The following is a 21743-nucleotide window of genomic DNA, read 5'->3' on the forward strand; positions in this document are numbered from 1 at the left end:
GACCGTTTTCGCGGCGTGAAACCGTTCTTGCGGCGTGAGACCCGTGTGGGGGTCGTGGGTTTCGTGCGGGATGGTGGGTTTTGCGGGCGGGTGTGCCGGAGGGGTGGGAGTGCTGGGGCGAGACCGTTCTTGCGGCGTGAGACCCGTGTGGGGGACGTGGGTTTCGTGCGGGATGGTGGGTTTCGCGGGGCGGGAGCGCCGGTCGGGTGCGACCTCGCGACGCTAGATCCGGGCGTCCTGCCGGGGGATCAGAACCTGCTTGATGATGATGAGGATGGATGCCGCGACCGGCACGGCGACGAGCGCGCCGAGGAGGCCGAGCAGTGTGCCGCCGGCCAGGGCTCCGATGACCACGAGCGCGCCGGGAACGGCGACAGCCTTGTTCATGACGCGCGGGGTGATCACGTACGCCTCGATCTGCATGTACACGAGGTACACCAGCGCGAACACCAGAGCGGCGATCGGGTTGGTGAACAGCGCGAGACCGGTGCCGATGATCCAGAAGATGACCGAGCCGACGAGGGGGATCAGCGTGATGCAGAAAGCCACGGTCGCCATCAGGGGCGGGAACGGGAGTCCGAGGAACACGTAGAGCAGGAACGCGAGCACGGCGTTGCAGAACGCGAGCACGACCATTCCCATGACGTAGGCGCCCACCGAGTCGGTGATCTGATCGGTGATGTCGCTCGCGCGAGCGCGGTCCCGGGCGGGGGCGAGTCGCAGCATGCCCGCCTTGATCGACGGCAGTGTGGCGACGAAGTACAGCGTGAGCACGAGCACGACGATGATGCCCGAGATGGCGTTGGCGATCGAGGCGCCGACCTGCAGCGCCCCACCGCCGATCGCGGCGATGTTGCCGGGATCGGTGAGGAACTTCTGCACATCGGCGACGAGGCCCTGGAACTGATCGCCGAACTGAGCGTCGAGAGTGGCGTAGATGTCGCTGCGGGTGAACTCCTGGATCATCCCCGGCACCGACCTGACGAAGCTCGCGACCTGATCGATCACGACCGGCAGCACCATCCAGAGGATCAGGCCGATGGCGACGATGAGGGCGAGGATGGCGACGACCACCGAGATCGCCCGGGACAGTCCTCGCCGCTCGAGGAACCGCACGGTCGGGTCGAGTCCGAGGGCCGCGAACAGTGCGAGGGCGATGTAGATGAGCACGGTCGAGAGGTTCGCGATGGCGAGGCCGAGAACGATCGCCCCCAGTCCGCCGAGCGTCACGAGGAACCCGAACACGAAGGGACGATCGATCCGTGTCCAGAAGGAACGGCTCGAGGGGAGAGGGTCGACGACGGTGGGGCGGTGCGGGGGCGCCGCAGGGTGGTGCGGCGCATCGGCCGCGGCGGCGGTGGCGGTGGTGGCGGCGGGGTCGGAGGCCCCGCCTGCCGACGCGGTGGCACCCGCGGCATCCGTGGCATCCGTGGCATGTGCCGGCGGTGCGGTCGCATCCCGCCGCGAAGAGCCCGTCGGAGGTGCGGCGGAGTCGTCTGCGGCGCTCGACGAGGGTTCCTGCTCTTCTCGGCTCATGTGCTCACGATAGCGGCCGACGGCAACTGCATCCGGGAGGCATCCCCCCTTCAGGGTGGGGGTGGTTCGGGCCCAGGTTTCCGTAGAGTAGGGGCATGACCGCCGCCGAAGATCCCCGGGCTGAACTGCTCCGACTGCGCTCGAGCATCGACAACATCGATGCCGCCCTCATCTTCATGCTCGCGGAGCGCTTTCGCGCCACGCAGCAGGTCGGGCAGCTCAAGGCGGAGCACGAGATGCCGGCATCCGATCCGGGCCGCGAAGAGCAACAGGTCTCGCGGCTGCGCGCACTCGCCGAGCAGGCGCACCTCGACCCCGAGTTCGCCGAGAAGTGGTTCAACTTCGTCGTGGCAGAGGTGATCCGCCACCACACGGAAGCCGCCGAAGGGCGATGATCCGGTCGTCCGGGCGAGTGACAGTGTGTGCAGCACTCACCCGCCCGGGGACCGAACTAAGTTTATTGAATAAACTATGAACGAGGGTACGCAGGACGCCCTGGTCTGTCAATCGAATCCACTCACTGGATCGGGCCCATGCTGAACGGCGACGACGTGCTCGACACGCAGGCCTCCGTTCGTCGTACGAACCTGCGACGGGCTCTGCAGCTCGTGTTCGACGACCCCGGTGCGCAGACGCGCGCCGGCATCGCCCGAGCCACCGGACTCACGGCCGCGACGGCCTCGTCTCTCGTGGCCGAACTGATCGACCTCCGCCTCGTCGTCGACGGCGAGCAGGCCGTGAGCACCGGCGGCAAACGGCCGACGACGCTGAGCATCGACGCCGACCATCATCTGATCGTCGTGGTGGTCATCAGGCCGACCGATGCGCGCTTCGCCTTGATCGCTCTCGACGGCAGCGAGCTCGATTCGCGGACTGTCGTGTACTCCGAGGCGACACGCGATCGGATGCTTGACGAAACCGTCACGGAACTCGCTGCCTCGTTCGCCGGTCGTCTGCTCGTCGCAGGAGTGCAGCTGCCGGGCACGACCGACGGGCGCCGCGTCTTCGAGAGCGTGCAGCTGGGATGGACCGACGTTCCTCTCGCGGAGAGATTCGAGAAGGCACTGGGGATCCCCGTGCTCCTCGTGAACGATGTCGATGCCGAGGCGATCGCCGAGGCCGCGCGCGACGACGAGTCCCCGGGCTATCGGCTGTTCATCCACATCGGCACCGGCATCGGCGCGGCGGTCACCCTCGACGGCGAGCTCGCACCGGGACCCCGCGATCGCGCAGGAGAGATCGGCCACGTGCAGGTGCAGTTCGGCGACGGCGCGCGGGTATGCCGATGCGGGCGTCAGGGATGTCTCGAGTCGGTGGCGTCGATGACGGCCATGCTCGGCGACGAGTTCGACGATGCGATGGATGCCGAGACCATCGCCGCGCTCGCGTCCCGCACCGACGAGCGGCTGCTCGCGGAGGGGGCGCGGACGCTGGCGCGCACCGTGAAGCTCATCGCCGCCGTGCTCGACGCGGCAGAGGTCGTGATCGGGGGTCCGGCGCGGGAACTCGGCGATCGATTCCTCGCGCTCGTCCAGGACGAGATCGACTACACCGCGACGGGCGCCGTCGACGTTCCTGTGCGCTACGCCCACGCGGACGCATCGATCGCGACCGGCGTGGCGCAGGTGGCACTGTCGAGCGCTCTCGGGGTGCGCTGGAGTCCGGCGCAGCTGCGCGCAGCATCCGGTCCGGCATCCGCTCTCGCGGACTGACCCCACCCTCCCGCCCCTTCGAATCGCTCACTTTGCAGAAAACCTCGGTCGAAAACTGCAAAGCAAGCGATTCGAAAGGGGGAGGGGAGGGTCGGGTGGGGGCCTACTTCACCGAACCCGCGGTGAGGCCGCCGACGAGGCGCTTCTCGATGAGCATGAACAGGATGACGACGGGCAGGATCGCGACGATCGAGACGCCGAACACGTACTGCCAGCTCGTCTCGTACTGACCGACGAACTTGGTGAGCGCGACAGAGAGCGGCTGGTTCTTGTCGGTCGAGAGGATCACGAGCGATGCGGCGAACTCGTTCCAGCAGGCGACGAACGTGAAGACGATCGCGGTCACGATTCCCGGCCACACCAGCGGCAGGTTGATCTTGAACAGCACCGTGAAGCGGCCCGCTCCGTCGATCTGAGCGGCCTCGTCGATCTCCTTGGGGATGCCCGCGAAGAACGAGTGCATGATCCACACTGCGAACGACAAATTGAACGCCGCGTTGATGAAGATCATCGCGGCCCACGTGTCGCCGAGCCCGAGCACCGTGAACTGGCGGAACAGGCCGGAGGTGAGCACAGCCGGCTGCAGCATCTGCGTCACGATCACGAGGAACAGGAACACCATGCGCCCCGGGAATTTGAAGCGCGCGGTGTAATACGCGGCGGGCAGCGAGACCAGCAGCACGAGCAGCGTCGCGAACACGGCGATGATGATCGTCGAGATGAGGTTGTACGGCAGCGGCGTCTCGGGAGTCGACCACATCGAGATGTAGTTCTCCCAGTGCCACTCGACCGGCAGGTAGGTCGGGTCGACCGAGCGGATCTGCGACTTCGTCTTCACGGAGCCGAAGAACATGATCAGGTACGGCAGCACGAAGATCGCGAGCACCAGGATGCCGGCGGCCATGCGCAGGATGACGCGGGGCAGCGTGACCTGGTCTTCGGTGTAGCGACGCTTGCGTCCGGGGATGCGCGGCGCGGCGTCGGGGCCTGCGGTCGTGACGAGGGCGGTCTCGGTCAGGGTCATGATCAGACCTCCTTCATGGGCTTGACGGCCTTGACGTAGATCGCGACGATCACGATCACGATGAGGAAGGCCACGACCGAGAGCGCGCTCGCGACGTCGACCTTCTTCTGCAGCTCGATGTACTTGAAGATCATCGTCATGATCGTGTCGGCCCCGTAGCCGGGGATCGACCCCGTCATCACCTTGAGGATCGGCAGCGAGTTGAACACGTTGATGATGTTGATGAGCACCGCGACCGCGAGAGCACTCCGCAGCTGCGGCAGCACGATCGTCCAGTAGGTGCGCGCGGCTCCCGCGCCGTCCATCTTCGCGGCCTCGAGGGTGTCGGCTGGAACCGTCTGCAGCCCCGCGAGGATCGTGTAGGTCGTGAAGGGCAGCGACACGAAGATCGCGATCACGATCGACCAGGCGAACGCGGTGGCCGGGTTCTTGGTCCAGCCGTAGCCGACCGCGTCATCTGCGAGACCGATGTCGTAGAGGAACTTGTTGAAGACGCCGAAGTACGGCTCGAGGCTGTAGTAGAAGACCATCGTGGTCATCACGACGGATGCCGCCCACGGCACGATGACCGCCATGCGCACGATCTGGCGGCCGGGGAAGGCCTTGTTGAGGATCTGCGCGAGTCCGAGCGAGATGAGCACGGTGAAGGCGACCACCACCACGACCCAGACGATCGTGCGGAAGATGATCGGCCAGAACTCGGCGAATGTGAACACCGTCACGAAGTTGTCGAAACCGACCGAGCCCTTGTCGAGACCCGAGAGTGAGATGTCGCGGGTGGAGTTGAAGAACATCACCCCGGCGGGAAACAGCACCACGCCGATGATGAGGAGCAGCGCGGGGGCGATCCAGGGCAGCGCCTGGAGCAGGTCCTTGCCGCCCGGTCTGCCGGCGGCACGCGGGCGGCCCGCCGGGGTGCGGGGGCGGCCGGTGGCCGCCCCCGCGAGGTTCGAGGATTCTTTCGTCTGGCTCATGGGATACCCGAACCTCTCCGTCTGCGGGGCTCAGCCCGCGTCGACCTGTGCCTGGATCTCGGTCAGGACATCCTGCGCGGACTTCGTCTGCAGCTGGCCGAACAGCGACTTGAAGGCGCCGTCGGCGGCCGACCACTTCTCGTTCGTCGACGGGTAGAACTGCGCGTCGGGCAGCACGTCGAGGAACGGCTTGAGAGCCTCCTCGCCGGAGAGCTGCTCGGCACCCGACTTGGTGACGGGCAGGAAGCCTTCGGCCTGCACCCACGGCACGTACACGTCGGCCGAGTAGTAGTAGTCGAAGAAGGCGGTGATCGCCTCCTGCTTGTCGCCGTCGTTCTGGAAGGCCATCAGCTGATCCATGACGCCGAGGGTGAAGGGCGAGCCGTCCTTCGTGGGGATCGGGACGATCGAGTAGTCGAGCTCGGGGTTGCCCTCTTCGATCTGACCGACCGTCGGCGGGAGGCCGACCTGCATGCCGATCTTGCCCTGGATGAAGATGTCCATCAGGGGTGAGCGCTGCGTCGAACCCGGGTCTGCCTGCGTGGCACCGGCATCGATCATCTTCTTGATCTGCTCGGCGCCGACGAGGTTCTCGGGGGTGTCGATCGTGATCTCCGACGCGTCGCCGAACGATCCGCCGCCGCCCCAGAGCCACACGGCCGCCTCGGCCTGAGCCTCTTCAGAACCGAGCGGCATGCCGTAGCCCGCGACGCCGCCGCCGAGTGCCGACACCTTGGTCGCGGCATCCAGCAGCTCGTCCCAGGTTGTGGGCGCCTCGACGCCGGCCTGCGAGAGCAGTGCGTTGTTGACGAACAGCGCGCGAGCGGATGCGATGAGCGGCAGCGCGTAGGCGGTGCCGTCGACCTCGGCGTTCGCGAGGAAGGCATCCTGGAAGTCGGAGTACGTGTCTTCCGACACGACGTCCTCGACCGGGTAAAGCAGCTCGTCGCCGACGAAGCCGGCGAAGGGGCCGCCGTTGTAGATGTCCGGTGCCTCGCCGGCCTGGATCTTGGTGGAGACGACCTTCTCGAGGTTGTCCCAGGACTGCACCTCGAGGTTGACCGTGATGTCGGGGTTCTCCTTCTCGAACCCGGCGATCACGTCTTCCCACAGTCCCTTGGTGGCGTCCGAGTAGCTGGGCACCAGGAGGTCGAGCGTGGACGCTCCGTCGGCGTCGCCTCCGCCGCCGTCGGTCGAGCCGCCGAACCCGCACGAAGCGAGCGTGAGCGTGGCGGTGGCCGCCAGGGCGACGGCGCCGAATCGCAGTGACTTCTTCATGTGTATTGCATTCCTCACTGTGGTGGTGGTGCACAGTCGCAAGCACATCTCACGCGACAGTGCGTGTGACCGCATCTCGGGGGAGAAACGGTCGGTCGAGCCGGATCGGCTCGAGGAACCCTCTGCGGACCGGTCCGGTGGAGGGGCGGTGAAGCTGTTGTCTGATTATTTGTCAGGCGAATGAACAAATCAAGGAGTTTCCTTGCGGGATTCCCTTGAGTCGAAATACTATGATCGAATAACCGTCAAAACAATCACAAACTTGCAACATCTGGTCCGGAGGGCCCGACATGACCGAACTTCTCCCCGGCGCACACATGCGCGAAGAACTGAACTCGCAGCCCCAGACCTGGGCCCGCGCGGCCGATCTCCGCGACATGCAGGCGCTGCTGCCGGCATCCGGGGCCCGCATCGCCGTCGTCGGATGCGGCACGTCGTGGTTCATGGCGCAGTCCTACGCGTTCCTCCGCGAGACCGCGGGGCAGGGCGAGACCGACGCGTTCGCGGCATCCGAGGCGTTCACGGACCGCGGCTACGACGCCGTCGTCGCGCTGACGCGCTCGGGAACGACGACCGAGGTGCTCGAACTCGTCGACCGAATCAAGGGCCGCGTCCCCACGATCGGCGTGATCGGCGACGAGACCTCGCCGCTCGTCTCGCTCGTCGACGACGCCGTGCTGCTGCCTTTCGCCGATGAGAAGTCGGTCGTGCAGACCCGGTTCGCGACCACAGCACTGGCGCTGTTCCGGGCATCCCTGGGCGAAGACCTCACCGGCGCGATCGATGACGCCACCGCTGTGCTCGCCGCCGAGGACGACGACGAGCTGCGAGACGCCGAGCAGTACTCGTTCCTTGGACGCGGGTGGACCGTCGGCCTGGCGCACGAGGCCGCGCTGAAGATGCGCGAGTCGTCGCAGTCATGGACCGAGTCGTACCCGTCGATGGAGTACCGCCACGGCCCGATCGCGATCGCCGCCCCCGGCCGCGTCACCTGGCAGTTCGGCGAGGCGCCCGAGGGGCTGGCCGCTCAGGTCGAAGCAACGGGCGCGCGGTTCGTGCAGCATCCGATCGATCCCCTCGCCGACCTCGCGCGTCTGCACCGCGTGGCGCTGGACCGTGCCGTGGCCCGCGGGCTCGACCCGGACCAGCCTCGCAACCTCACCCGCTCCGTCATCCTGGATGCATGAGCCGGTCGTGCGGCGGAGTGATCGATGACCAGCGCTGAGGATGCCGCGAGCATCGCCGATGTCGTGAGCGACGCCTCTGGTGAGAGGCTCGCCGCCGCGCGTCCTCTGGGCCTCGGCGCGCCGGTGCTGGCCTTCGACGTGGGCGGCACCGACATCAAGTCGGCGCTGTTCGACGCCGAGGGCACCGCGCTCGGCCTTCGCCGCACGCCCACCCCGGTGGCCGACGGGGATCGCACCGGAGTGCTGATCGAACGCCTGGGCGCGCTCGCCGCCGAGCTGCGAGCCGATCATCCCGACGTCGTGCCGCAGGCGGCAGGACTCGTGGTGCCCGGAATCGTCGACGCGGAGGCCGGCCTCGGCGTCTTCGCGAGCAATCTCGGTTGGCGCGATTCGCCGCTGCGCGATCTCGCGTCGGCGAGTCTGGGTCTGCCGGTCGCGTTCGATCACGACGTGCGGGCGGCGAGCTGGGCCGAGCACCGCCTCGGCGGAGCCCGCGCCTACGCGAACTCCGTCGTGCTGGTGATCGGCACCGGCATCGCGGGTGCCCTGCTGGTCGGCGGCGAGCCGTACACGGCCGGCGGCTACGCGGGCGAGATCGGCCACTCTCCGATCGCCGACGGGCCGATCTGCGCCTGCGGTGCGCGCGGATGCCTCGAGGTGGTCGCGTCGGCCGGAGCCATCGCCCGCCGGTACCGCGAAGCAACGGGCATCAACCCCGACGGCGCCCGAGACGTGATCGCCCGCGCCGCAGCCGGCGACCGGGTCGCCGCCGAGATCTGGAACTCGGCACTCGATGCGCTCACCCTCTCGCTCGCGCAGCTGACGGCCGTCGTGGCGCCCGAGGCGATCGTGATCGGCGGCGGACTCTCGCGCGCCGGCGGAGCACTGTTCGACGAGCTGCGCACCCGGCTCGCCGCGCGGCTGAGCTTTCACCGCCTGCCCGCCCTCGTGCCGGCAGAGCTGTCGGGCAACGCCGGGATCCTGGGTGCAGCCCTGCGCGCAAGGGAGCTCGCATGATCCTCACCGTCACCCCGAACCCGGCACTGGACCTCACCTGGCATGTCGAGCGGCTGACTCCCGGCGAGACGCACAGGGCGGATGCCGGGGCGGCGCGTGCCGGCGGAAAAGGCATCAACGTCGCCAGGGTCGCGCACGCCCAGGGATCTTCAGTGCTCGCGGTGTCGACCGCCGGCGGGCGCAGCGGTGTCGAGTTCGCTGCCGAGCTCGGGGCCAGCGGAGTGCCGAACCGCCTCGTTCCGGTGGCCGGTGCCACGCGGCAGAGCGTCGCGATCGTCGACGAGGCACTCGGAGACTCGACGGTCGTGAACGAACGGGGCATCAATCCCACCGACCCCGAGTGGGCTGAGGTGCTGGGCGAGGTCGTCGACGCGCTCCCCGGAGCGCAGGTGCTCGTGATCTCGGGCAGCCTGCCGCCCGGGGCGCCCGAGACGCTGCTGCCGCTGTTGATCGGCACCGCGCGGGATGCCGGTGTGCCCGTGATCGTCGACACCTCGGGGCCGGCGCTGCTGCACGCGGCGGACGCCGGAGCATCCGTGCTCAAGCCCAACGCGGCCGAGCTCGTCGAGGCGACCGGCATCAGCGACCCTGTCGACGGCGCGCGCTCGCTGATCGAGCGCGGCACAGACCTCGTGCTGTTGTCGCTCGGCGCCGAGGGCATGCTCGCCGTCACGGCATCCGGTGTGCTGCGCGCGCGACTCGACGCGCCGCTCGCCGGCAACCCGACCGGTGCGGGCGACGCCGCCGTGGCCGCATGCGCGGTGCTCTACGCCGACGGCATCCGGGATCCCGAGGTCATCCTGCGTCGGGCCACCGCCTGGTCGGCCGCCGCGGTGCTCATGCCGCTCGCGGGGGAGATCTCCGACGAATGGCCCGCGCTCGAGTCGCGACTGGTCGTGACCCCCTCCGGTCCGACCGCACGAGAGGAACGTCTGTGACCCTTGTCTCCGCCCGCGGGCTCGTGTCGGATGCCGCGGCTCGCGGCACCGGCATCGGTGCCTTCAACGTGATCCACCTCGAGACCGCCGAGGGTCTCGTTCGCGCCTCGGCCGACGCCGGACTGCCCGTGATCCTGCAGATCTCGCAGAACTGCGCCGACTATCACGGCGGGCTCGAACCCATCGCGGTGGCGACCCTCGCGGTCGCCCGGCGCGCGTCGACCCCGGTGGCGGTGCACCTGGATCACGCCGAGCGCCCCGAACTCGTCGACGAGGCCATCGCGCTCGGCTTCGGGTCGGTCATGTTCGACGGAGGCGCGCTGCCCTACGACGAGAACGTCGCGATGACCGCGGCCGTCGCCGCACGCGCGCACGCCGCCGGGGTCTACATCGAGGGCGAACTGGGCGAAGTCGGCGGGAAGGACGGCGCGCACGCGCCGGGAGTGCGCACCGACCCCCACGAGGCACGGGCGTTCGTGGCGGCCACCGGCGTCGATGCGCTCGCCGTGGCCGTGGGCTCTTCCCACGCGATGACCGATCGCACGGCATCCCTCGATCTCGAGCTGATCTCACGGCTTCGCGAGGCGCTGCCCGTGCCGTTGGTGCTGCACGGATCGTCGGGTGTGGCGGATGCGACCATCGCCGCCGCCGTGCGTGCGGGGATGACGAAGATCAACGTCTCGACGCACCTGAACGGATTCTTCACGCGGGCGATCCGCTCGACCCTGCAGGCCGACGAGAAGCTCGTCGACTCGAGGAAGTACCTCACACCGGCGCGGGAAGCGCTCGCGGCGGAAGCGGCGCGGATGCTGCGGCTGTTCGCCCTCGAGCTCGGCGAGCCCGCCGAAGCCGTCGAGGTGGCGCGGTGAATGCCGCGAACCCGGGCAGGATGGTGACATGAAGCGCGCCGCCCGCCTGAATGCGATCCTCGACCTGCTGGCCGCGGACGGCGAGGTGAACGTCGACGAACTCGTCGAGCGCTTCGGCGCCTCGGCCGCCACGACGCGCCGAGATCTCGACTCGCTCGCCGAGCAGCGACTGCTCACCCGCACCCACGGCGGCGCGGTGGCGCACGACGTCGCCTACGAGCTGCCGATCCGCTACCGCAGCCACCAGCGCACGCAGCAGAAGGAGAGCATCGCCCAGGCGGCTGCCGCGCTCGTCGCCCCCGGCATGGTCGTCGGACTCTCGGGCGGCACCACGACCACCGCCATCGCCGCGGCGCTCGCGGCTCGGGACGATCTCTCGGCGGGTCCCGGAATCACGGTCGTGACCAACGCCGTGAACATCGCCGCGCAGCTCGCGACGCGGCCGGACATCAAGGTCGTGGTGACGGGCGGCGTGATCCACTCGCGCAGCTACGAGCTGGTGGGCCCGTTCGTCGAGCAGCTGCTGCGCGGCGTGCGACTCGACATGGCCTTCATCGGCGTCAACGGCATCCACGCCGAAGCCGGCGCCACCACGCAGGACGAGCGCGAGGCGGCCGTCAACCGCATGATGGCCGAGCGTGCCCGTCGAGCCGTGGTCGTCACCGACAGCAGCAAGCTCGGCACGGTCGCGTTCGCCGCCGTCGGCGGTGTGGAGCTGTTCCCCGTTCTCCTCACCGACGACGGCGCGGACCCGGCGTCCCTGGCCGAGTTCCGCGCGGCGGGCTATGAGGTCCTGACCTCCTGACCCCCTGACCGCCTGGGCCTCCGGGTGTCCCCTGACCCCCCCGGGCCCCTTCCTTTGTCTTCGAATCGCGCACTTTGCAGAAAAACGGGCCCGAAAACTGCACAGTGAGCGATTCGAACGGGGTGGGGTCCCGAAAAAGTGGGTGGGGATCCCGAACGGCTGGGGCTCCCGAAAAAGGGGGGCTCCTGGTGGGGGTGCCGCGCCCCTTCTCGCGGCACCCCCGGAGTAGATGGTGTCCTGTCGTTCCCTCACACTCCCCAGTGCACGAGGGTTCCCCAATCCGACTGCGCCTCCCTCGCGCTTCGTTTCCGAAGCCCTCCGCTGGCACCTTCTGGAGATAAGGAGAGGGCAGTCGATGTCCTGATACATCGACTGGAGAAAAGTTTCAGAGTCCGCTTCCGTGGCACTGGAAAGGCGCGCTGAGCCCCGTGGACTCGGATGCCGCGGCCAGCGCGACGGCCGGACGTGCGCCCGCCGCGAGTTCGGCGTGCACGGCCCCGAGCAGCTCGCAGGCGACGTCGTCCGCCACCACCACGGGGGCGGCGATCACACAGCCGGTGCCGGCATGCAACCAGACCCGGGTCATGCCCAGCGCCTCCTCGCCCCAGCGCACCGACGAACGGCCGAGCTCGCACGCCGAGAGCACCACGGTGCCGGGCGCGCGCGAGATCAGGTCGACGTCGTACCCGAACAGGGTGCCGTCGGCGAGTTCGAACCCCGAGAACAGCGGGTTGTCGACCGCGTGGCGGCCGTGGGCGGCGATGTGCAGCACGTCGACCTGCTCCGCGAGCTCGGTGACGGCGCTGACCCGCGCGCGGTCGCCGATCAGGACGCGTGCGTCAGCCCACGACGAGGCGGCGGTACTCACCTCCTCCTCGGCCCGCGCGACACGGGGCCCGGTCGCGAAACCGGCCGTCGACGACCGTGACGACGACCCGCGCGCGTCGATCCCGCGTGGCGCGGCCTCGCGCGGTGCTGTCTGGCGCTGCTCGGCGATGCGCCTCGCGTCGCCGAGCAGTCGCGAGACCGAGGTCGCGATCGTGAACGGCGTGCCGCGCATTCCGGGCAGCATCGCCCACGGGATGCCGCCCAGCATGCCGGGAACCGTGAGCGCGAGTCGAGCGGCCCCGCCTGTCGCGGCGCGCGCGGGCGCGAGAAGGGCGTCGTCGAGCCGTCGCAGTCTCTCGTCGAGCGAACGCGTCACGATGTGTGCCATGGGCCCGCCATGCGTGAGGGCCGCCACATCGAGGTCGGCGCGGAGTCCGTCGAGTGCGGCCTCGATGCGCGGCAGCGACAGCTCGACGATCGACGCGCCCGATGCCGTCGCGGCCACGCACAGCAGAGCGTCGCGGGTGTAGACGTAGGCCAGGATCGCCGTGTCTCCGTCGAGCCGGGCTCTGGTCGCGGCGAGCCCCAGTCGCTCATGGCTCCCGCCGACGCCGGTCGACGACCACTGCCGATCGCGCACCCGATCGCGCAGCTCGCGCACGCGCGCGTCGGTCGTCCAATCCGATCCGGCGAGGTCGGCGCGCAGCATCCGCAGTTCGGCCAGGTCGGCCGACAGATCGGTGTCATGCGGCGGGCGCACCGGGGCGACGTGCTGGCTCAGATGCCTCGCGCGCTCGGACCACTCGAACAGCACCTCGGGGTCGCGAGACCGCGCGGCTGCCGTGAGACCGGTGAACATCAGCTCGGTGCCGTGCATCGCCACGGACGCCTGCAGGTCGAGCGCGCCGAACGACTGCTGCCACGCGGTGAGCAGGTCGAGTCCCTCGGCGGCGATGCGGCGAGCCTCGGCATCCTTCCCCCGCGCAGCGGCCCGCAGTGCTCGCACCTCGTGTGCGCGCAGGCGCAGGGGGGTCGGGGCGTCGGCGGTGAGTCGGGGCAGGCGCCCGCCGTCGGCCAGCCGAGCGGTGAGCGACACGGCCGCAGCCTCGGTGCGGAAGCCTCCTCGGGTGAGGGCGTCGATCGTGCGCGCGAAGTCGGCGGAGGACGGCGGCGCGTGCGGGCGTGTGCGCAACCGCGCTTCGAGGCGCACGGCCTCGGCGCGGGCGGCCCAGCCCTCACTCCCCAAAGCGGCGAAACGACGGGATGCTGTCGCTGCGGCCCGCTCGGCGGCCGGGGCGTCGTGCCGCAGCAGCGATCGGGCGAGGTGGAACTCGGCCTCTCCTCGTGCCTGCCGCATGCGCTGTGCCCCGAAGCGCGCCGCCACGGCGGTGAGCAGTGCCTCGGCCTCTGTGGTGAGGCCGGCGTCACGCAGCACCTCGGCGCGGTCGAGGTCGCTGATCGCGGCGGCGAGGTCGCTCGTCGCGGCGAGGATCGGCCGGGATCGGGTCATCAGAGCGAGCGCGGTGACGAGGTCGCCGCCGAGCAGAGCGACGTAGCCGAGGTTGTGGCGGGCCTCGGCGAGCGGCTCCTCGGCTCCGTGCGCCTCGTAGGCGGCGATGGCCCGCTGCAGATCGGCCGAGCACTCGTCGAGTCGATGCCGCTGCATGCGGGCGACCGAGCGGCTCATCAGACAGTTCGCGCTCTCGATCGATCCCTCGCCGAGGCCGTCGATGGCCCTGGTGAGAAAGAGATCGGCCTCTTCGAGGCGCCCTGCGTGCAGCAGCAGTGTGCCCAGCTGCCCGTTCGCGAGCGCGATCGTCTCGTCACTGAGGCCCGGGCGGGCCAGCGCTTCGCGCGACAGCTGCTCGGCCTCGCCCGGTCGGCCGGTCTGGGCGAGCACATACGCCAGGGTCCCGTCGATGCGTGCGCGCAGATCGGAGTCGTCGGTGCGGGCGGATGCGGCGGTCAGCGCTCGTCGAGCCTGCGCGAACCGGCGGGAGTTGGCTGCGTCGACGCCGCGCTGATGCAGCTCGAGAGCAGTCAGGGGCATTGCACCAGAATGCCGGTATGTCTGGTCGCACGGAAGGTGTGTGGCAGCATCCGCCCTTCCGGTGCCGCGCGGATGGCTGGTTGGTGGCCGGATGGCTGACGATCCGGCGGTGAGTCTTCAGCCAAACGGGCATCCTCCAGCCATCCGGCCTCCGTCTACCCCTTCGTCTTCGGCGAGGGCAGCGTCGCGAGCACGGCGGCGACGGCCTTGGCCGCGGATGCCGCAGTGGCGCCCTGCTCCGGCACCGTGCCCAGCTGTGCGGCGACGCGTCCGGCGACGTAGGGCGCCGCGAACGATGTGCCGCTCCAGATCGAGAAGCCCCCGCGGTAGTCGTCGGGGTCGATCGTCTCGCGCCGCAGCCCTGCGACGTCTGCTCTGGTGGTCGCCTGCTCACCGCCGACGAAGGCGGGCGACGTGCTGACCACGGCCGCCCCGGGCGCATACACGTGCACCCACGGCCCCACGTTCGAGAACAGCGCGACCGAGCGGGCCGACGGGTTGAGGGCGCCGACCGACACGTGCGGGGCATCGGCGTCACGCGGGATGCCGTTGTCGGCGCCGGGCCACGGCCACAGTGAGGCCGGGAACGACGGCCGGTCGATCGCATCATTGCCCGCCGAGCACACGACGACGCACCCGAGCTCTCGGGCTGTGCTGAGCAGCGCGTTGAGGGTCAGGCTGAACTGACCGTCGACGGGCGTCTCGTGGTAGTACCCGAGCGACAGGTTGAGCACGTCGATCGGATGCCCGGTCGAGGGGTCTTCGCGGTGTCGCCGCAGAAGTTCGACGACCTGGGCGACCGCGGTCAGGAACGTGCTCTCGTCGATCACGCCCAACGCACCGGCCACGCGGATCGACAGGATGTCGGCATCCGGCGCCGTCTGGCGGATGATGCCCGCGATGAACGTGCCGTGACCGGCGACGGCGTCGATCTCTCCGTCGAGCTGCCCGTACAGGTCGGGGTAGCGCTCGGGGTCGGCGTCGTCGGTGAGTCCGATCGGCACGCCGTCGATCTCGATGTGCCGTGTGACGATGTCGTCCGGCAGCCAGTCGTGCACCCCGCAGCCCGTGTCGAGCACGGCCACCACCGGGCGACGACCGCGCTTCGGGGCTGCACCGCGCCGAGGGGCCGGTCCGAGCCAGGTCACCGGCTGGCGTGCGCCGCGCCCGGGCTCGAGGTAGTCGTCGCTGCCGCCGACCCCCGCGCCGCGCACGGGGTTGGTGCGGGTGAACGGGTTGGTGCGGGTGAAGGGATTGGTACGGGTGAACGGGTTGAGCCCGACCGGGTCGATCGACAGCACGTGCTCGAGGCTTGTCCTCGGCATCGGTGTGCCCGAACTGCGACGGGCACGCTGCAGTACGCGCCAAGCGTCGGGCGGAACCGGCGACTCTCCGCGGGTCGGTTCGTCGGGGGTCGTCAGTCGCGCACGCAAGAAGCCGGGCACGCCGGGAACCAGTGGATCGGCCGCGCGCAGAGCATCCGGCGATTCGATCTCGAGCCTCCAGCCGAACGAGCCGGCCGCTTCTCGCAGCTCGCGGATCTCTTCGTCGTACGCCTCTTGGCCGTTCTCCTGATCCTGTGTGATCAGCAGGCGGTCCTGCAGATACGCGGTCGGGAAGGCGCGGAACCCGCCGACGGGCTCGACCGCCGGATCGAGCGCCGTCCCCCGTCTGATCGACCCCTCGGCTCGGTCCTGCCAGCTCCACCCTCTGGGCTGCTCCATCGTCGGTCCTCTCCTCGCGGGTGAGCCCGCGTCCTCTGCGGGATGAGCCCGCATCCTGTGCGGGGGATCCCGCGGTGTGTGCGGGGCGGCCCGCTTCCGGTGAGAGGTCCTGCGAGGCGCGGGAGTCGCTCAGCGGTGGTGTGCACGGGTCGCCCCGTTGTTCGCGCGGGTCGACCCGCGGTGGATCACAACTCGAACTGCGGGGTCGACAGGGTGCGTTCCTGGTCGCCGACCGTGGTGCTGAGACGCACCAGGGTGAGTCCGTCGGGCACGTCGTCGAAACTGAAGCGACCGGTCTCGCTCGTCGTCGTGGAACGGATGCGCTCGCCCTGCGCGAGCTCGATCGCGCCCGAGATCGAGTCGACCCATCCGTCGACGCGGTGGGCGCCGCTCGCTGTGCGGGTGACGTGCAGCAGGATGCTGGTGGTGCCGTCGCTGAACTGCAGCGTCAGCGCGTCGGAGTCGCCGCGCACAGCACCCAGCGGCTCCTCGACGAGGGTGAGCAGCGCGTACTCCTCCGAGAGTCCTTCGGCAGCGACGACCGCGATCATGCGATCGATCAGCGCGGCGGGCACCGGGTCGACGTCGCGCCAGAGCGAACGCAGCTGCGCGAACAGTTCGGCATCGTCATGCGTGTCGCCGTCGGCTCGGTCGTTCGCACTCATGGGCTGCCCTCCGTTCGAGGCGTGGGGGCATCCAACAGGTCGCGCAGCTTGGCGAGGCAGCGCCGACGGGTGGGGCCGATGCTGCCGACGGGCATCGCGAGGTCGGCCGCGAGGCGGGCGTAGTCGGGTCGCTCCTCGAAGGCGATCACACGCAGCAGCCGCTGGCAACGCTCTGCGAGGCGGCGCACCGCAGCCCACAACCGGCGGTTCTCGTCGCCGGTCGTGGCGTGCTGCTCGGCCGACTGCTGCTCGGGAAGCAGCGCATCGAGAGCATCCGACTCGGTCGTGTCGACCCTGTTGTGTGCTTTGCCCGCCCGCCAGGCCTCGCGGCGCGCGGTGGTGGTCAACCAGGCCGAGACGGCCTGCGGGTCGCTGATCGAACGGTGCCCGCGCACCATCTGCAGCCACGTCGTCTGGATGACGTCTTCGGCGAGCGTCCGGTCGAGACCATAGGCCCGCACGACATGCCAGAGCACAGGCGTCATCAGCCGCACGAGGTCGTCCATCGCGCGGCTGTCGCCGTCCCGCCATGCGTCGAAGAACTGAGCGGCTCGCCTCCAGCGCGCCGCTCCGTCGTCCGGTGCAGGATCGAGGGCGGCGCCATCGGGTGCGCCGTCGATCATGAGTCCCATTGTGATCACACCAGTAAGGAGCACGGCAAGAGGCTGCTGATACATGGACTCGGTATGTTTTCGGAATCCTCGCCGGGGTGCGGGGTGCGGGGTGCGGGGTGCGGGGTGTGGGGTGTGGGGTGCGGGGTGCCGGGGTGCGGGGTGCGGGGTGTGGGGTGTGGGGTGCGGGGTGCCGGGGTGCGGGTGCGGGGTGCGGGGTGCCGGGGGCCGGATGCCGGGGTGCGGGGGGCCGGATGCCGGGGTGCGGGGGCTGGGTGCATGGCGGATTCACGGATGCATGGCCGGAAACCGTGTTCTGGGCCTGCAGGTGTGATCCGGGCATGCATTCGGTTCACCAGATCGGATGCCGGATGCCGGGTGCCGGATGCCGGATGCCGGATGCCGGATGCGGAGTGCGGGGGTGCCGGGTGCCGGGTGCCGGGTGCCGGGCGACGGGTGCTGGGTACGGGGCGGCGAACGGGGAGGGATGCCGCGGACGATACCGTTGAGGGGTGATCGCCCTCGCCGTCGTGCTCTTCCTCAATGCCGCCTTCAACGTGCTGGTGTGGCCCCGTTTCTACAAGCGCGTCGCGACTGACCCGCGGGCTCGGGATGCCGAGGGCAAGGCCACGACGTTCCTCAAGGTGCACGCCGTGCTGATCGCGATCGCTCTGGTTCTCGCGCTCGTCTCAGTGCTCGTCGGCATTGCGGCACTCACCGGCGCGCTCTGACGGTCGAGTTGCTGGCGCGCCCGTTCACCAGTCCGGTTCAGCGCCCCTGAGTATCAGCGCTCCGCCGGTCAGTGCCCCGCCGGTCAGGCGCGGGTGACCGGCTGCTGCAGCTCGGTGATCCAGTCGGCCTGATCCTCCGACTCCGACTGCAGGTAGACCTCGCGGCAGGCTCCGCGCGGTTCGGCTCCGCGTGCGGCGATCGCCTGGTTCAGCGCATGCCAGCTGTCGTCGATCGTCGCCATGGCCCCGTGATGTGTGGCGGTGAAGGCCGACTCGACGGCGGGTAGCTCGACGATGACGAGGTCGTCGATCGCCGGCCCGTCGTAGGTGAAACCGACCGTGATGCGCACGCCGTGCTTGTTCATGTCGTACTCGGCGATCGGCAGCCCGGGCTCACCGCCCGAGGCGGTGATCGCGTCGGCGACCTGGTCGAACAGCGGCCCCACCACGGCGGCGACCTCGGGCTGCGACGAGACGGTCTCGGTGAGTGCCGCCAGGCGGACGTAAGGGAGTGGCTTCTCGGTGATCGGCATGTCGGACATCATCGTCTCCTCAGGTCGCGTGCTCGTGCCGCCGATCCTACGCAGACGCACAGACATCGGCCAGCATCCGCTCATTCCCTCTCGTACTGCTTCGCGTGGTCGGCCCAGCGCGCCTCGACGGGCAGTGCGCGGAGCGCCCGGTTGCCCAGCGCGAGGGCGACCGCGAGCACGCAGAGCACCGCGCACATGAGGATCGTCCCCTCGCGACCGATCCAGGTGAGGCCGAAGCCGGCGATCAGCGGCGCGAGCGGCATGGCGCCCATGCCGAGCACTGCGGCGGCGCTGTTGGCGCGTCCGAGCAGCTGCGTGGGCGTGGCCACCATGAAGTAGCCCATCATGCCCGCGTTCAGGGCCGGCAGAAGCAGCACCGAGGCGCCGAGCACCGCGATGATCGCCCACGGCTCGGTCACCATCGAGAGCACGATCGTGCCCACCGCGACGATCGAGAGTCCGCTGATCGCCAGCACGCCCGCGCGGATCCGCGGCACGAGCATCGGCGCGACGACGGCACCCGCGAGCATCACGGCGCCGAGGCCCGCGCTGAGCGATCCGATCAGCAACTCGGAGTATCCGGCCTGCTGCAGCGCGTAGATCACCGTCGTGATCGCCGCGTTGAATCCCAGGTTGATGACGGTGATGATCGCCAGCACTCCGCCCAGGTCGGGTCGGGAGAGCAGCCATGCGAACCCCTCCCGCAGTTCGGACCGGGCGCTCGATCCGTTTTCCGGCCGGACCCCACCCGCACGACCACCCGCACGACCACCCCGACCACCCGCCCCACCCGCCGCGCGCCGCAGCAGCATCCCCGCCGTCGCCGCCGCGACCGCATGGCAGAGGGTCATGACGACGCCGACCATCCAACCGCCGACCCCGAGCAGGAGCCCGCCCAGTGGGCCGCCGGCCAGCTGCAGCGCGGCATCCCGACCCTGGTTCGCCGCCTGGGCGCGGCCCATCGCGTCATCGGGCACGATCTCTTTGATCGCACTCTCGCCGGCCACGTCGAAGAGGCCGCCGCGGGCGGCCAGCAGCACGTTCGCGGCCAGCAGCGTGCCGAAGGTGAGCGCATCGGCGAGAGCCAGCAGAGTGAAGGCCCCGGCCAGCACGATGCCGACGAGCGAGCCGGTGAGCATGAGAAGGATGCGTCGATGCCGATCGGCGAGGATGCCGCCGGCGAGCGTGAGCACGAGACGGGATGCCATGCCTGCGCCGCCGATGATGCCCGCCTGGGCGGGATCGTTCGTGACGATGAGGGCGAGCAGGGGGATCGCGAACGCGAACAGCGCGGCGGCGAGTCCTTTGCTCGTGTCGCTCACGAGCCAGGTCAGGTAACGGGTGTTCCGCCAGAGCCGATGAGGCACGGTCATGCTTGTCGTCATGCCCGCCACTCTAATTCCGCAAGAACACTTGCGCAACTATTCTTGCGCAATGACCGGTGCGGATAGGATCTGAGAATGGCCCAGGGCACTCACGGCGAAGATCCCGTATGGATGACGACGGCGATGCTCAAGGCCTATACGCATCCGCTGCGGCGACAGATCCTGCGCCTGCTCGCACGTCACGATCACATGCGCGCGGCCGACATCGCGGCCGAGCTCGACGTCGCCGCGAACAGTGTGAGCTTTCACCTGCGCACGCTCGCCGACGCGGGCCTCATCGTCGAGGCACCCGAGCACGCCCGCGATCGGCGCGACCGCGTCTGGGCACCGGTGAAGGGCGCGATGAGCGTGGGCGACCCCGACCATCCGGTCCCCGACGAAGAGCTCGGCGGGGCCGTGGTGCGAGCCGTGGCCGCCGAGCATCAAGACCTTCTGCAGCGCGTGATCGCCTGGTCGCCCGAGTACTACGGGGGGCGAGCCTCGGGCATCCATGCCGTGCTGCAGCAACGCACCACACGGCTCACCGAGGCCGAGTTCACGTCGGTGATGGAGATCTTCGACAAGGCGATGGCCGATGCCGAAGCCGCGCACGATGACGACGACCCCGCCGGGCGCTTCTGGCAGATCGACATCGTGGCCGCCGACGACACGATCTGACCGTCGGCGTCAGTCGTCGGCGACCTCGCGATGCCCGCTGAGGATCAGGATGCGGCGCAGATGCATCGCCGCCAGCACGCCTGGCCCCATCGAACTGCGCACGTCGATCGTGCGGTCGTCGACCGTCTCGAGCAGCAGGCGGATGGCGCGCGCCGCGTCAGCGCGGGCGCGGTGGTCTTCTGAGGTCAGAGGCTCCTCCTGGGCGATGACCTCGGCGACCGCGTGGCATGCGGCCGACAGTGGTTCGGGCAGCGCGTCGTCGAGATGCAGGGCGCCGGGGCGGTCCCAGATGGTGTCGGCGATCTCGTCGGAGATGCTCCTGATCAGGTGCGCGATGCGGTCGAGAGCGGCGAGTTCGGCGTGCAGATGCCGGGTCTCACCGCGGCGCCCCATCGCGCGGGGATTGCCTCGCCGGCTGTCGTCGGCATCCGACAGGGCCCTCTGCAGCTCCGCCGTCGTATCGGCGAGCGAGGCCGCATCATCGGCCCACTGGTGATTCTCGGGCGGCCACGATTCCGACACCGCCCACCCGATGTCGTGCAGATGCTCGCTGAGCTGCGAGCGGAAGGCACCGACTTTCGCCGCGGCGGCGAGGGTCAGAGGCGCGGGCGCGATCACCAGGTTCACCACGAGTCCGACCACGACGCCGACGGCCGTCTGCACCAGGTAGCCGATCGAGTAGTCGTCGGCGTTCTGTCCGCCGATGATCAGCACGAAGAGCGCGGCCATCGGCACGTACTCGCGGCCGACGCCGAACCACCCGGTTCCCGAGACGAGCACGCCGATGCCGACCACGGCCGGGATCGTCCACCACGTCGGCCCGACCGTCAACACGACCACCGCGGCGAGCCCGATGCCGGCAGCCAGTCCGAGCAGGGTCTGCAGGCCCGAGCGCACGGATCCCATGAGCGTCGGATACATGCTGACCAGGGCGCCGAGGGGCGCGTAATAGGGATACTGGTCGGTGACTCCGGGCATGTGCGGGGCGATCAGCCATGCGAGCCCCACCGCCAACGCGGTCTTGGCGACGAGCAGCAGTCGCGCAGGTTCGACCGCCTCGCGCAGCGAGCGCACGATGCCGGGGCGGCGCGCGCGCACTCGTGTTCTGATGTTCGTCACGGCATCCTCTCGTCATCCTCCCCGCAGAGTGACGCTAGCCGTTCGGCATCCTTCGTCGCACCCGCTTGCATCCGGGCGTGAGGGCGGGTAGCGGAGCACG

At 69.6% G+C, this 21743-nt stretch carries 20 protein-coding genes; 9 read left to right on the forward strand and 11 right to left on the reverse strand.

Translation table 11 applies throughout. The features are described from left to right. Nucleotides 1–222 precede the first annotated feature (222 nt). Entirely contained in the window at nucleotides 223–1536 is a 1314-nt protein-coding gene (locus tag AC3WS6_RS02840; RefSeq protein ID WP_492499555.1) for an AI-2E family transporter, read from the reverse strand. Between the two features lie 95 nt (nucleotides 1537–1631). Between AC3WS6_RS02840 and AC3WS6_RS02845 the strand changes: the two genes are divergently transcribed. Further along, nucleotides 1632–1931 carry a chorismate mutase gene (locus AC3WS6_RS02845; protein ID WP_201470426.1) on the forward strand — a complete coding sequence of 100 codons (300 nt, stop codon included), beginning with the start codon at nucleotides 1632–1634 and terminating at the stop codon, nucleotides 1929–1931. A 138-nt stretch (nucleotides 1932–2069) separates the two neighbouring features. Beyond that, nucleotides 2070–3248 (forward strand): ROK family protein, encoded by a 1179-nt coding sequence (locus AC3WS6_RS02850; RefSeq protein ID WP_492499556.1) that lies wholly within the window; start codon nucleotides 2070–2072, stop codon nucleotides 3246–3248. A gap of 103 nt (nucleotides 3249–3351) precedes the next feature. Here the strand turns inward: AC3WS6_RS02850 and AC3WS6_RS02855 are convergent, their stop codons facing one another. The 3 genes from AC3WS6_RS02855 to AC3WS6_RS02865 are packed head-to-tail and all read right to left on the reverse strand — an operon-like array spanning nucleotide 3352 to nucleotide 6524. Further along, nucleotides 3352–4272, reverse strand: a complete 921-nt coding sequence (locus tag AC3WS6_RS02855; RefSeq protein ID WP_492499557.1) for a carbohydrate ABC transporter permease — start codon at nucleotides 4270–4272, stop codon at nucleotides 3352–3354. Between the two features lie 2 nt (nucleotides 4273–4274). After that, nucleotides 4275–5246: a carbohydrate ABC transporter permease gene (locus AC3WS6_RS02860; protein WP_492499558.1), complete on the reverse strand. Its 972-nt coding sequence runs from the start codon at nucleotides 5244–5246 to the stop codon at nucleotides 4275–4277. 30 nt (nucleotides 5247–5276) lie between these two features. Next, complete coding sequence (locus tag AC3WS6_RS02865; RefSeq protein WP_492499559.1) at nucleotides 5277–6524, reverse strand: extracellular solute-binding protein; 1248 nt, start codon at nucleotides 6522–6524, stop codon at nucleotides 5277–5279. Between the two features lie 290 nt (nucleotides 6525–6814). Between AC3WS6_RS02865 and AC3WS6_RS02870 the strand changes: the two genes are divergently transcribed. From AC3WS6_RS02870 to AC3WS6_RS02890, 5 genes are read left to right on the forward strand one after another with little or no spacing between them, the layout of a single operon-like run. Next, nucleotides 6815–7711, forward strand: coding sequence for an SIS domain-containing protein (locus tag AC3WS6_RS02870; protein ID WP_492499560.1), 897 nt, complete (start codon nucleotides 6815–6817; stop codon nucleotides 7709–7711). A gap of 24 nt (nucleotides 7712–7735) precedes the next feature. After that, on the forward strand, nucleotides 7736–8728 hold the full coding sequence (locus tag AC3WS6_RS02875) for an ROK family protein (protein WP_492499561.1): 993 nt from the start codon (nucleotides 7736–7738) through the stop codon (nucleotides 8726–8728). Next, a complete protein-coding gene (locus AC3WS6_RS02880) occupies nucleotides 8725–9666 on the forward strand; it encodes a 1-phosphofructokinase family hexose kinase (RefSeq protein ID WP_492499562.1) in 942 nt (313 codons plus the stop codon). The genes AC3WS6_RS02875 and AC3WS6_RS02880 overlap by 4 nt, the downstream gene beginning before the upstream one ends. Then, the gene (locus AC3WS6_RS02885) at nucleotides 9663–10535 is read left to right on the forward strand and encodes a class II fructose-bisphosphate aldolase (RefSeq protein ID WP_492499563.1); all 873 of its coding nucleotides are present in this window, start codon (nucleotides 9663–9665) and stop codon (nucleotides 10533–10535) included. The genes AC3WS6_RS02880 and AC3WS6_RS02885 overlap by 4 nt, the downstream gene beginning before the upstream one ends. A 28-nt stretch (nucleotides 10536–10563) precedes the next feature. Next, a complete protein-coding gene (locus tag AC3WS6_RS02890; RefSeq protein ID WP_492499564.1) occupies nucleotides 10564–11340 on the forward strand; it encodes a DeoR/GlpR family DNA-binding transcription regulator in 777 nt (258 codons plus the stop codon). 385 nt (nucleotides 11341–11725) lie between these two features. On the opposite strand, the gene AC3WS6_RS02895 is transcribed toward AC3WS6_RS02890, so the two are convergent. The 4 genes from AC3WS6_RS02895 to AC3WS6_RS02910 all read right to left on the reverse strand — a co-directional run bounded on the left by AC3WS6_RS02895 (nucleotide 11726) and on the right by AC3WS6_RS02910 (nucleotide 17230). Continuing rightward, a complete protein-coding gene (locus AC3WS6_RS02895) occupies nucleotides 11726–14218 on the reverse strand; it encodes a CHAT domain-containing protein (RefSeq protein ID WP_492499565.1) in 2493 nt (830 codons plus the stop codon). Nucleotides 14219–14373: 155 nt separating this feature from the next. Then, nucleotides 14374–15942 (reverse strand): S8 family peptidase, encoded by a 1569-nt coding sequence (locus AC3WS6_RS02900; RefSeq protein WP_492499566.1) that lies wholly within the window; start codon nucleotides 15940–15942, stop codon nucleotides 14374–14376. Between the two features lie 185 nt (nucleotides 15943–16127). Then, nucleotides 16128–16607 carry a hypothetical protein gene (locus AC3WS6_RS02905; RefSeq protein ID WP_492499567.1) on the reverse strand — a complete coding sequence of 160 codons (480 nt, stop codon included), beginning with the start codon at nucleotides 16605–16607 and terminating at the stop codon, nucleotides 16128–16130. Next, on the reverse strand, nucleotides 16604–17230 hold the full coding sequence (locus AC3WS6_RS02910) for an RNA polymerase sigma factor (protein WP_492499568.1): 627 nt from the start codon (nucleotides 17228–17230) through the stop codon (nucleotides 16604–16606). Before AC3WS6_RS02910 ends, AC3WS6_RS02905 begins: the two co-directional genes overlap by 4 nt. A 500-nt stretch (nucleotides 17231–17730) precedes the next feature. Between AC3WS6_RS02910 and AC3WS6_RS02915 the strand changes: the two genes are divergently transcribed. Next, nucleotides 17731–17949, forward strand: a complete 219-nt coding sequence (locus tag AC3WS6_RS02915; RefSeq protein ID WP_492499569.1) for an SCO4848 family membrane protein — start codon at nucleotides 17731–17733, stop codon at nucleotides 17947–17949. Nucleotides 17950–18032: 83 nt separating this feature from the next. Here AC3WS6_RS02915 and AC3WS6_RS02920 read toward each other — a convergent pair whose 3' ends face one another. Together AC3WS6_RS02920 and AC3WS6_RS02925 are read right to left on the reverse strand one after the other, a co-directional pair. Further along, entirely contained in the window at nucleotides 18033–18491 is a 459-nt protein-coding gene (locus AC3WS6_RS02920; protein ID WP_492499570.1) for a GyrI-like domain-containing protein, read from the reverse strand. Between the two features lie 71 nt (nucleotides 18492–18562). Beyond that, entirely contained in the window at nucleotides 18563–19867 is a 1305-nt protein-coding gene (locus AC3WS6_RS02925; protein ID WP_492499571.1) for an MFS transporter, read from the reverse strand. Nucleotides 19868–19942: 75 nt separating this feature from the next. On the opposite strand from AC3WS6_RS02925, the gene AC3WS6_RS02930 reads away from it, so the two are divergent. Further along, on the forward strand, nucleotides 19943–20524 hold the full coding sequence (locus AC3WS6_RS02930) for an ArsR/SmtB family transcription factor (protein ID WP_492499572.1): 582 nt from the start codon (nucleotides 19943–19945) through the stop codon (nucleotides 20522–20524). A gap of 9 nt (nucleotides 20525–20533) precedes the next feature. On the opposite strand, the gene AC3WS6_RS02935 is transcribed toward AC3WS6_RS02930, so the two are convergent. Then, nucleotides 20534–21643: an FUSC family protein gene (locus tag AC3WS6_RS02935; RefSeq protein WP_492499573.1), complete on the reverse strand. Its 1110-nt coding sequence runs from the start codon at nucleotides 21641–21643 to the stop codon at nucleotides 20534–20536. Nucleotides 21644–21743 lie beyond the last annotated feature (100 nt).

Source organism: Microbacterium sp. EB106-03-03-XG65 (assembly GCF_058791955.1).

Bases quoted from the DNA above. Each gene is read 5' to 3' on its own strand.
- AC3WS6_RS02840 (WP_492499555.1), bottom strand. From the start codon at position 1,536: ATGAGCCGAGAAGAGCAGGAACCCTCGTCGAGCGCCGCAGACGACTCC.
- AC3WS6_RS02845 (WP_201470426.1), top strand. From the start codon at position 1,632: ATGACCGCCGCCGAAGATCCCCGGGCTGAACTGCTCCGACTGCGCTCG.
- AC3WS6_RS02850 (WP_492499556.1), top strand. From the start codon at position 2,070: ATGCTGAACGGCGACGACGTGCTCGACACGCAGGCCTCCGTTCGTCGT.
- AC3WS6_RS02855 (WP_492499557.1), bottom strand. From the start codon at position 4,272: ATGACCCTGACCGAGACCGCCCTCGTCACGACCGCAGGCCCCGACGCC.
- AC3WS6_RS02860 (WP_492499558.1), bottom strand. From the start codon at position 5,246: ATGAGCCAGACGAAAGAATCCTCGAACCTCGCGGGGGCGGCCACCGGC.
- AC3WS6_RS02865 (WP_492499559.1), bottom strand. From the start codon at position 6,524: ATGAAGAAGTCACTGCGATTCGGCGCCGTCGCCCTGGCGGCCACCGCC.
- AC3WS6_RS02870 (WP_492499560.1), top strand. From the start codon at position 6,815: ATGACCGAACTTCTCCCCGGCGCACACATGCGCGAAGAACTGAACTCG.
- AC3WS6_RS02875 (WP_492499561.1), top strand. From the start codon at position 7,736: ATGACCAGCGCTGAGGATGCCGCGAGCATCGCCGATGTCGTGAGCGAC.
- AC3WS6_RS02880 (WP_492499562.1), top strand. From the start codon at position 8,725: ATGATCCTCACCGTCACCCCGAACCCGGCACTGGACCTCACCTGGCAT.
- AC3WS6_RS02890 (WP_492499564.1), top strand. From the start codon at position 10,564: ATGAAGCGCGCCGCCCGCCTGAATGCGATCCTCGACCTGCTGGCCGCG.
- AC3WS6_RS02895 (WP_492499565.1), bottom strand. From the start codon at position 14,218: ATGCCCCTGACTGCTCTCGAGCTGCATCAGCGCGGCGTCGACGCAGCC.
- AC3WS6_RS02900 (WP_492499566.1), bottom strand. From the start codon at position 15,942: ATGGAGCAGCCCAGAGGGTGGAGCTGGCAGGACCGAGCCGAGGGGTCG.
- AC3WS6_RS02905 (WP_492499567.1), bottom strand. From the start codon at position 16,607: ATGAGTGCGAACGACCGAGCCGACGGCGACACGCATGACGATGCCGAA.
- AC3WS6_RS02910 (WP_492499568.1), bottom strand. From the start codon at position 17,230: ATGATCGACGGCGCACCCGATGGCGCCGCCCTCGATCCTGCACCGGAC.
- AC3WS6_RS02920 (WP_492499570.1), bottom strand. From the start codon at position 18,491: ATGTCCGACATGCCGATCACCGAGAAGCCACTCCCTTACGTCCGCCTG.
- AC3WS6_RS02925 (WP_492499571.1), bottom strand. From the start codon at position 19,867: ATGACGACAAGCATGACCGTGCCTCATCGGCTCTGGCGGAACACCCGT.
- AC3WS6_RS02930 (WP_492499572.1), top strand. From the start codon at position 19,943: ATGGCCCAGGGCACTCACGGCGAAGATCCCGTATGGATGACGACGGCG.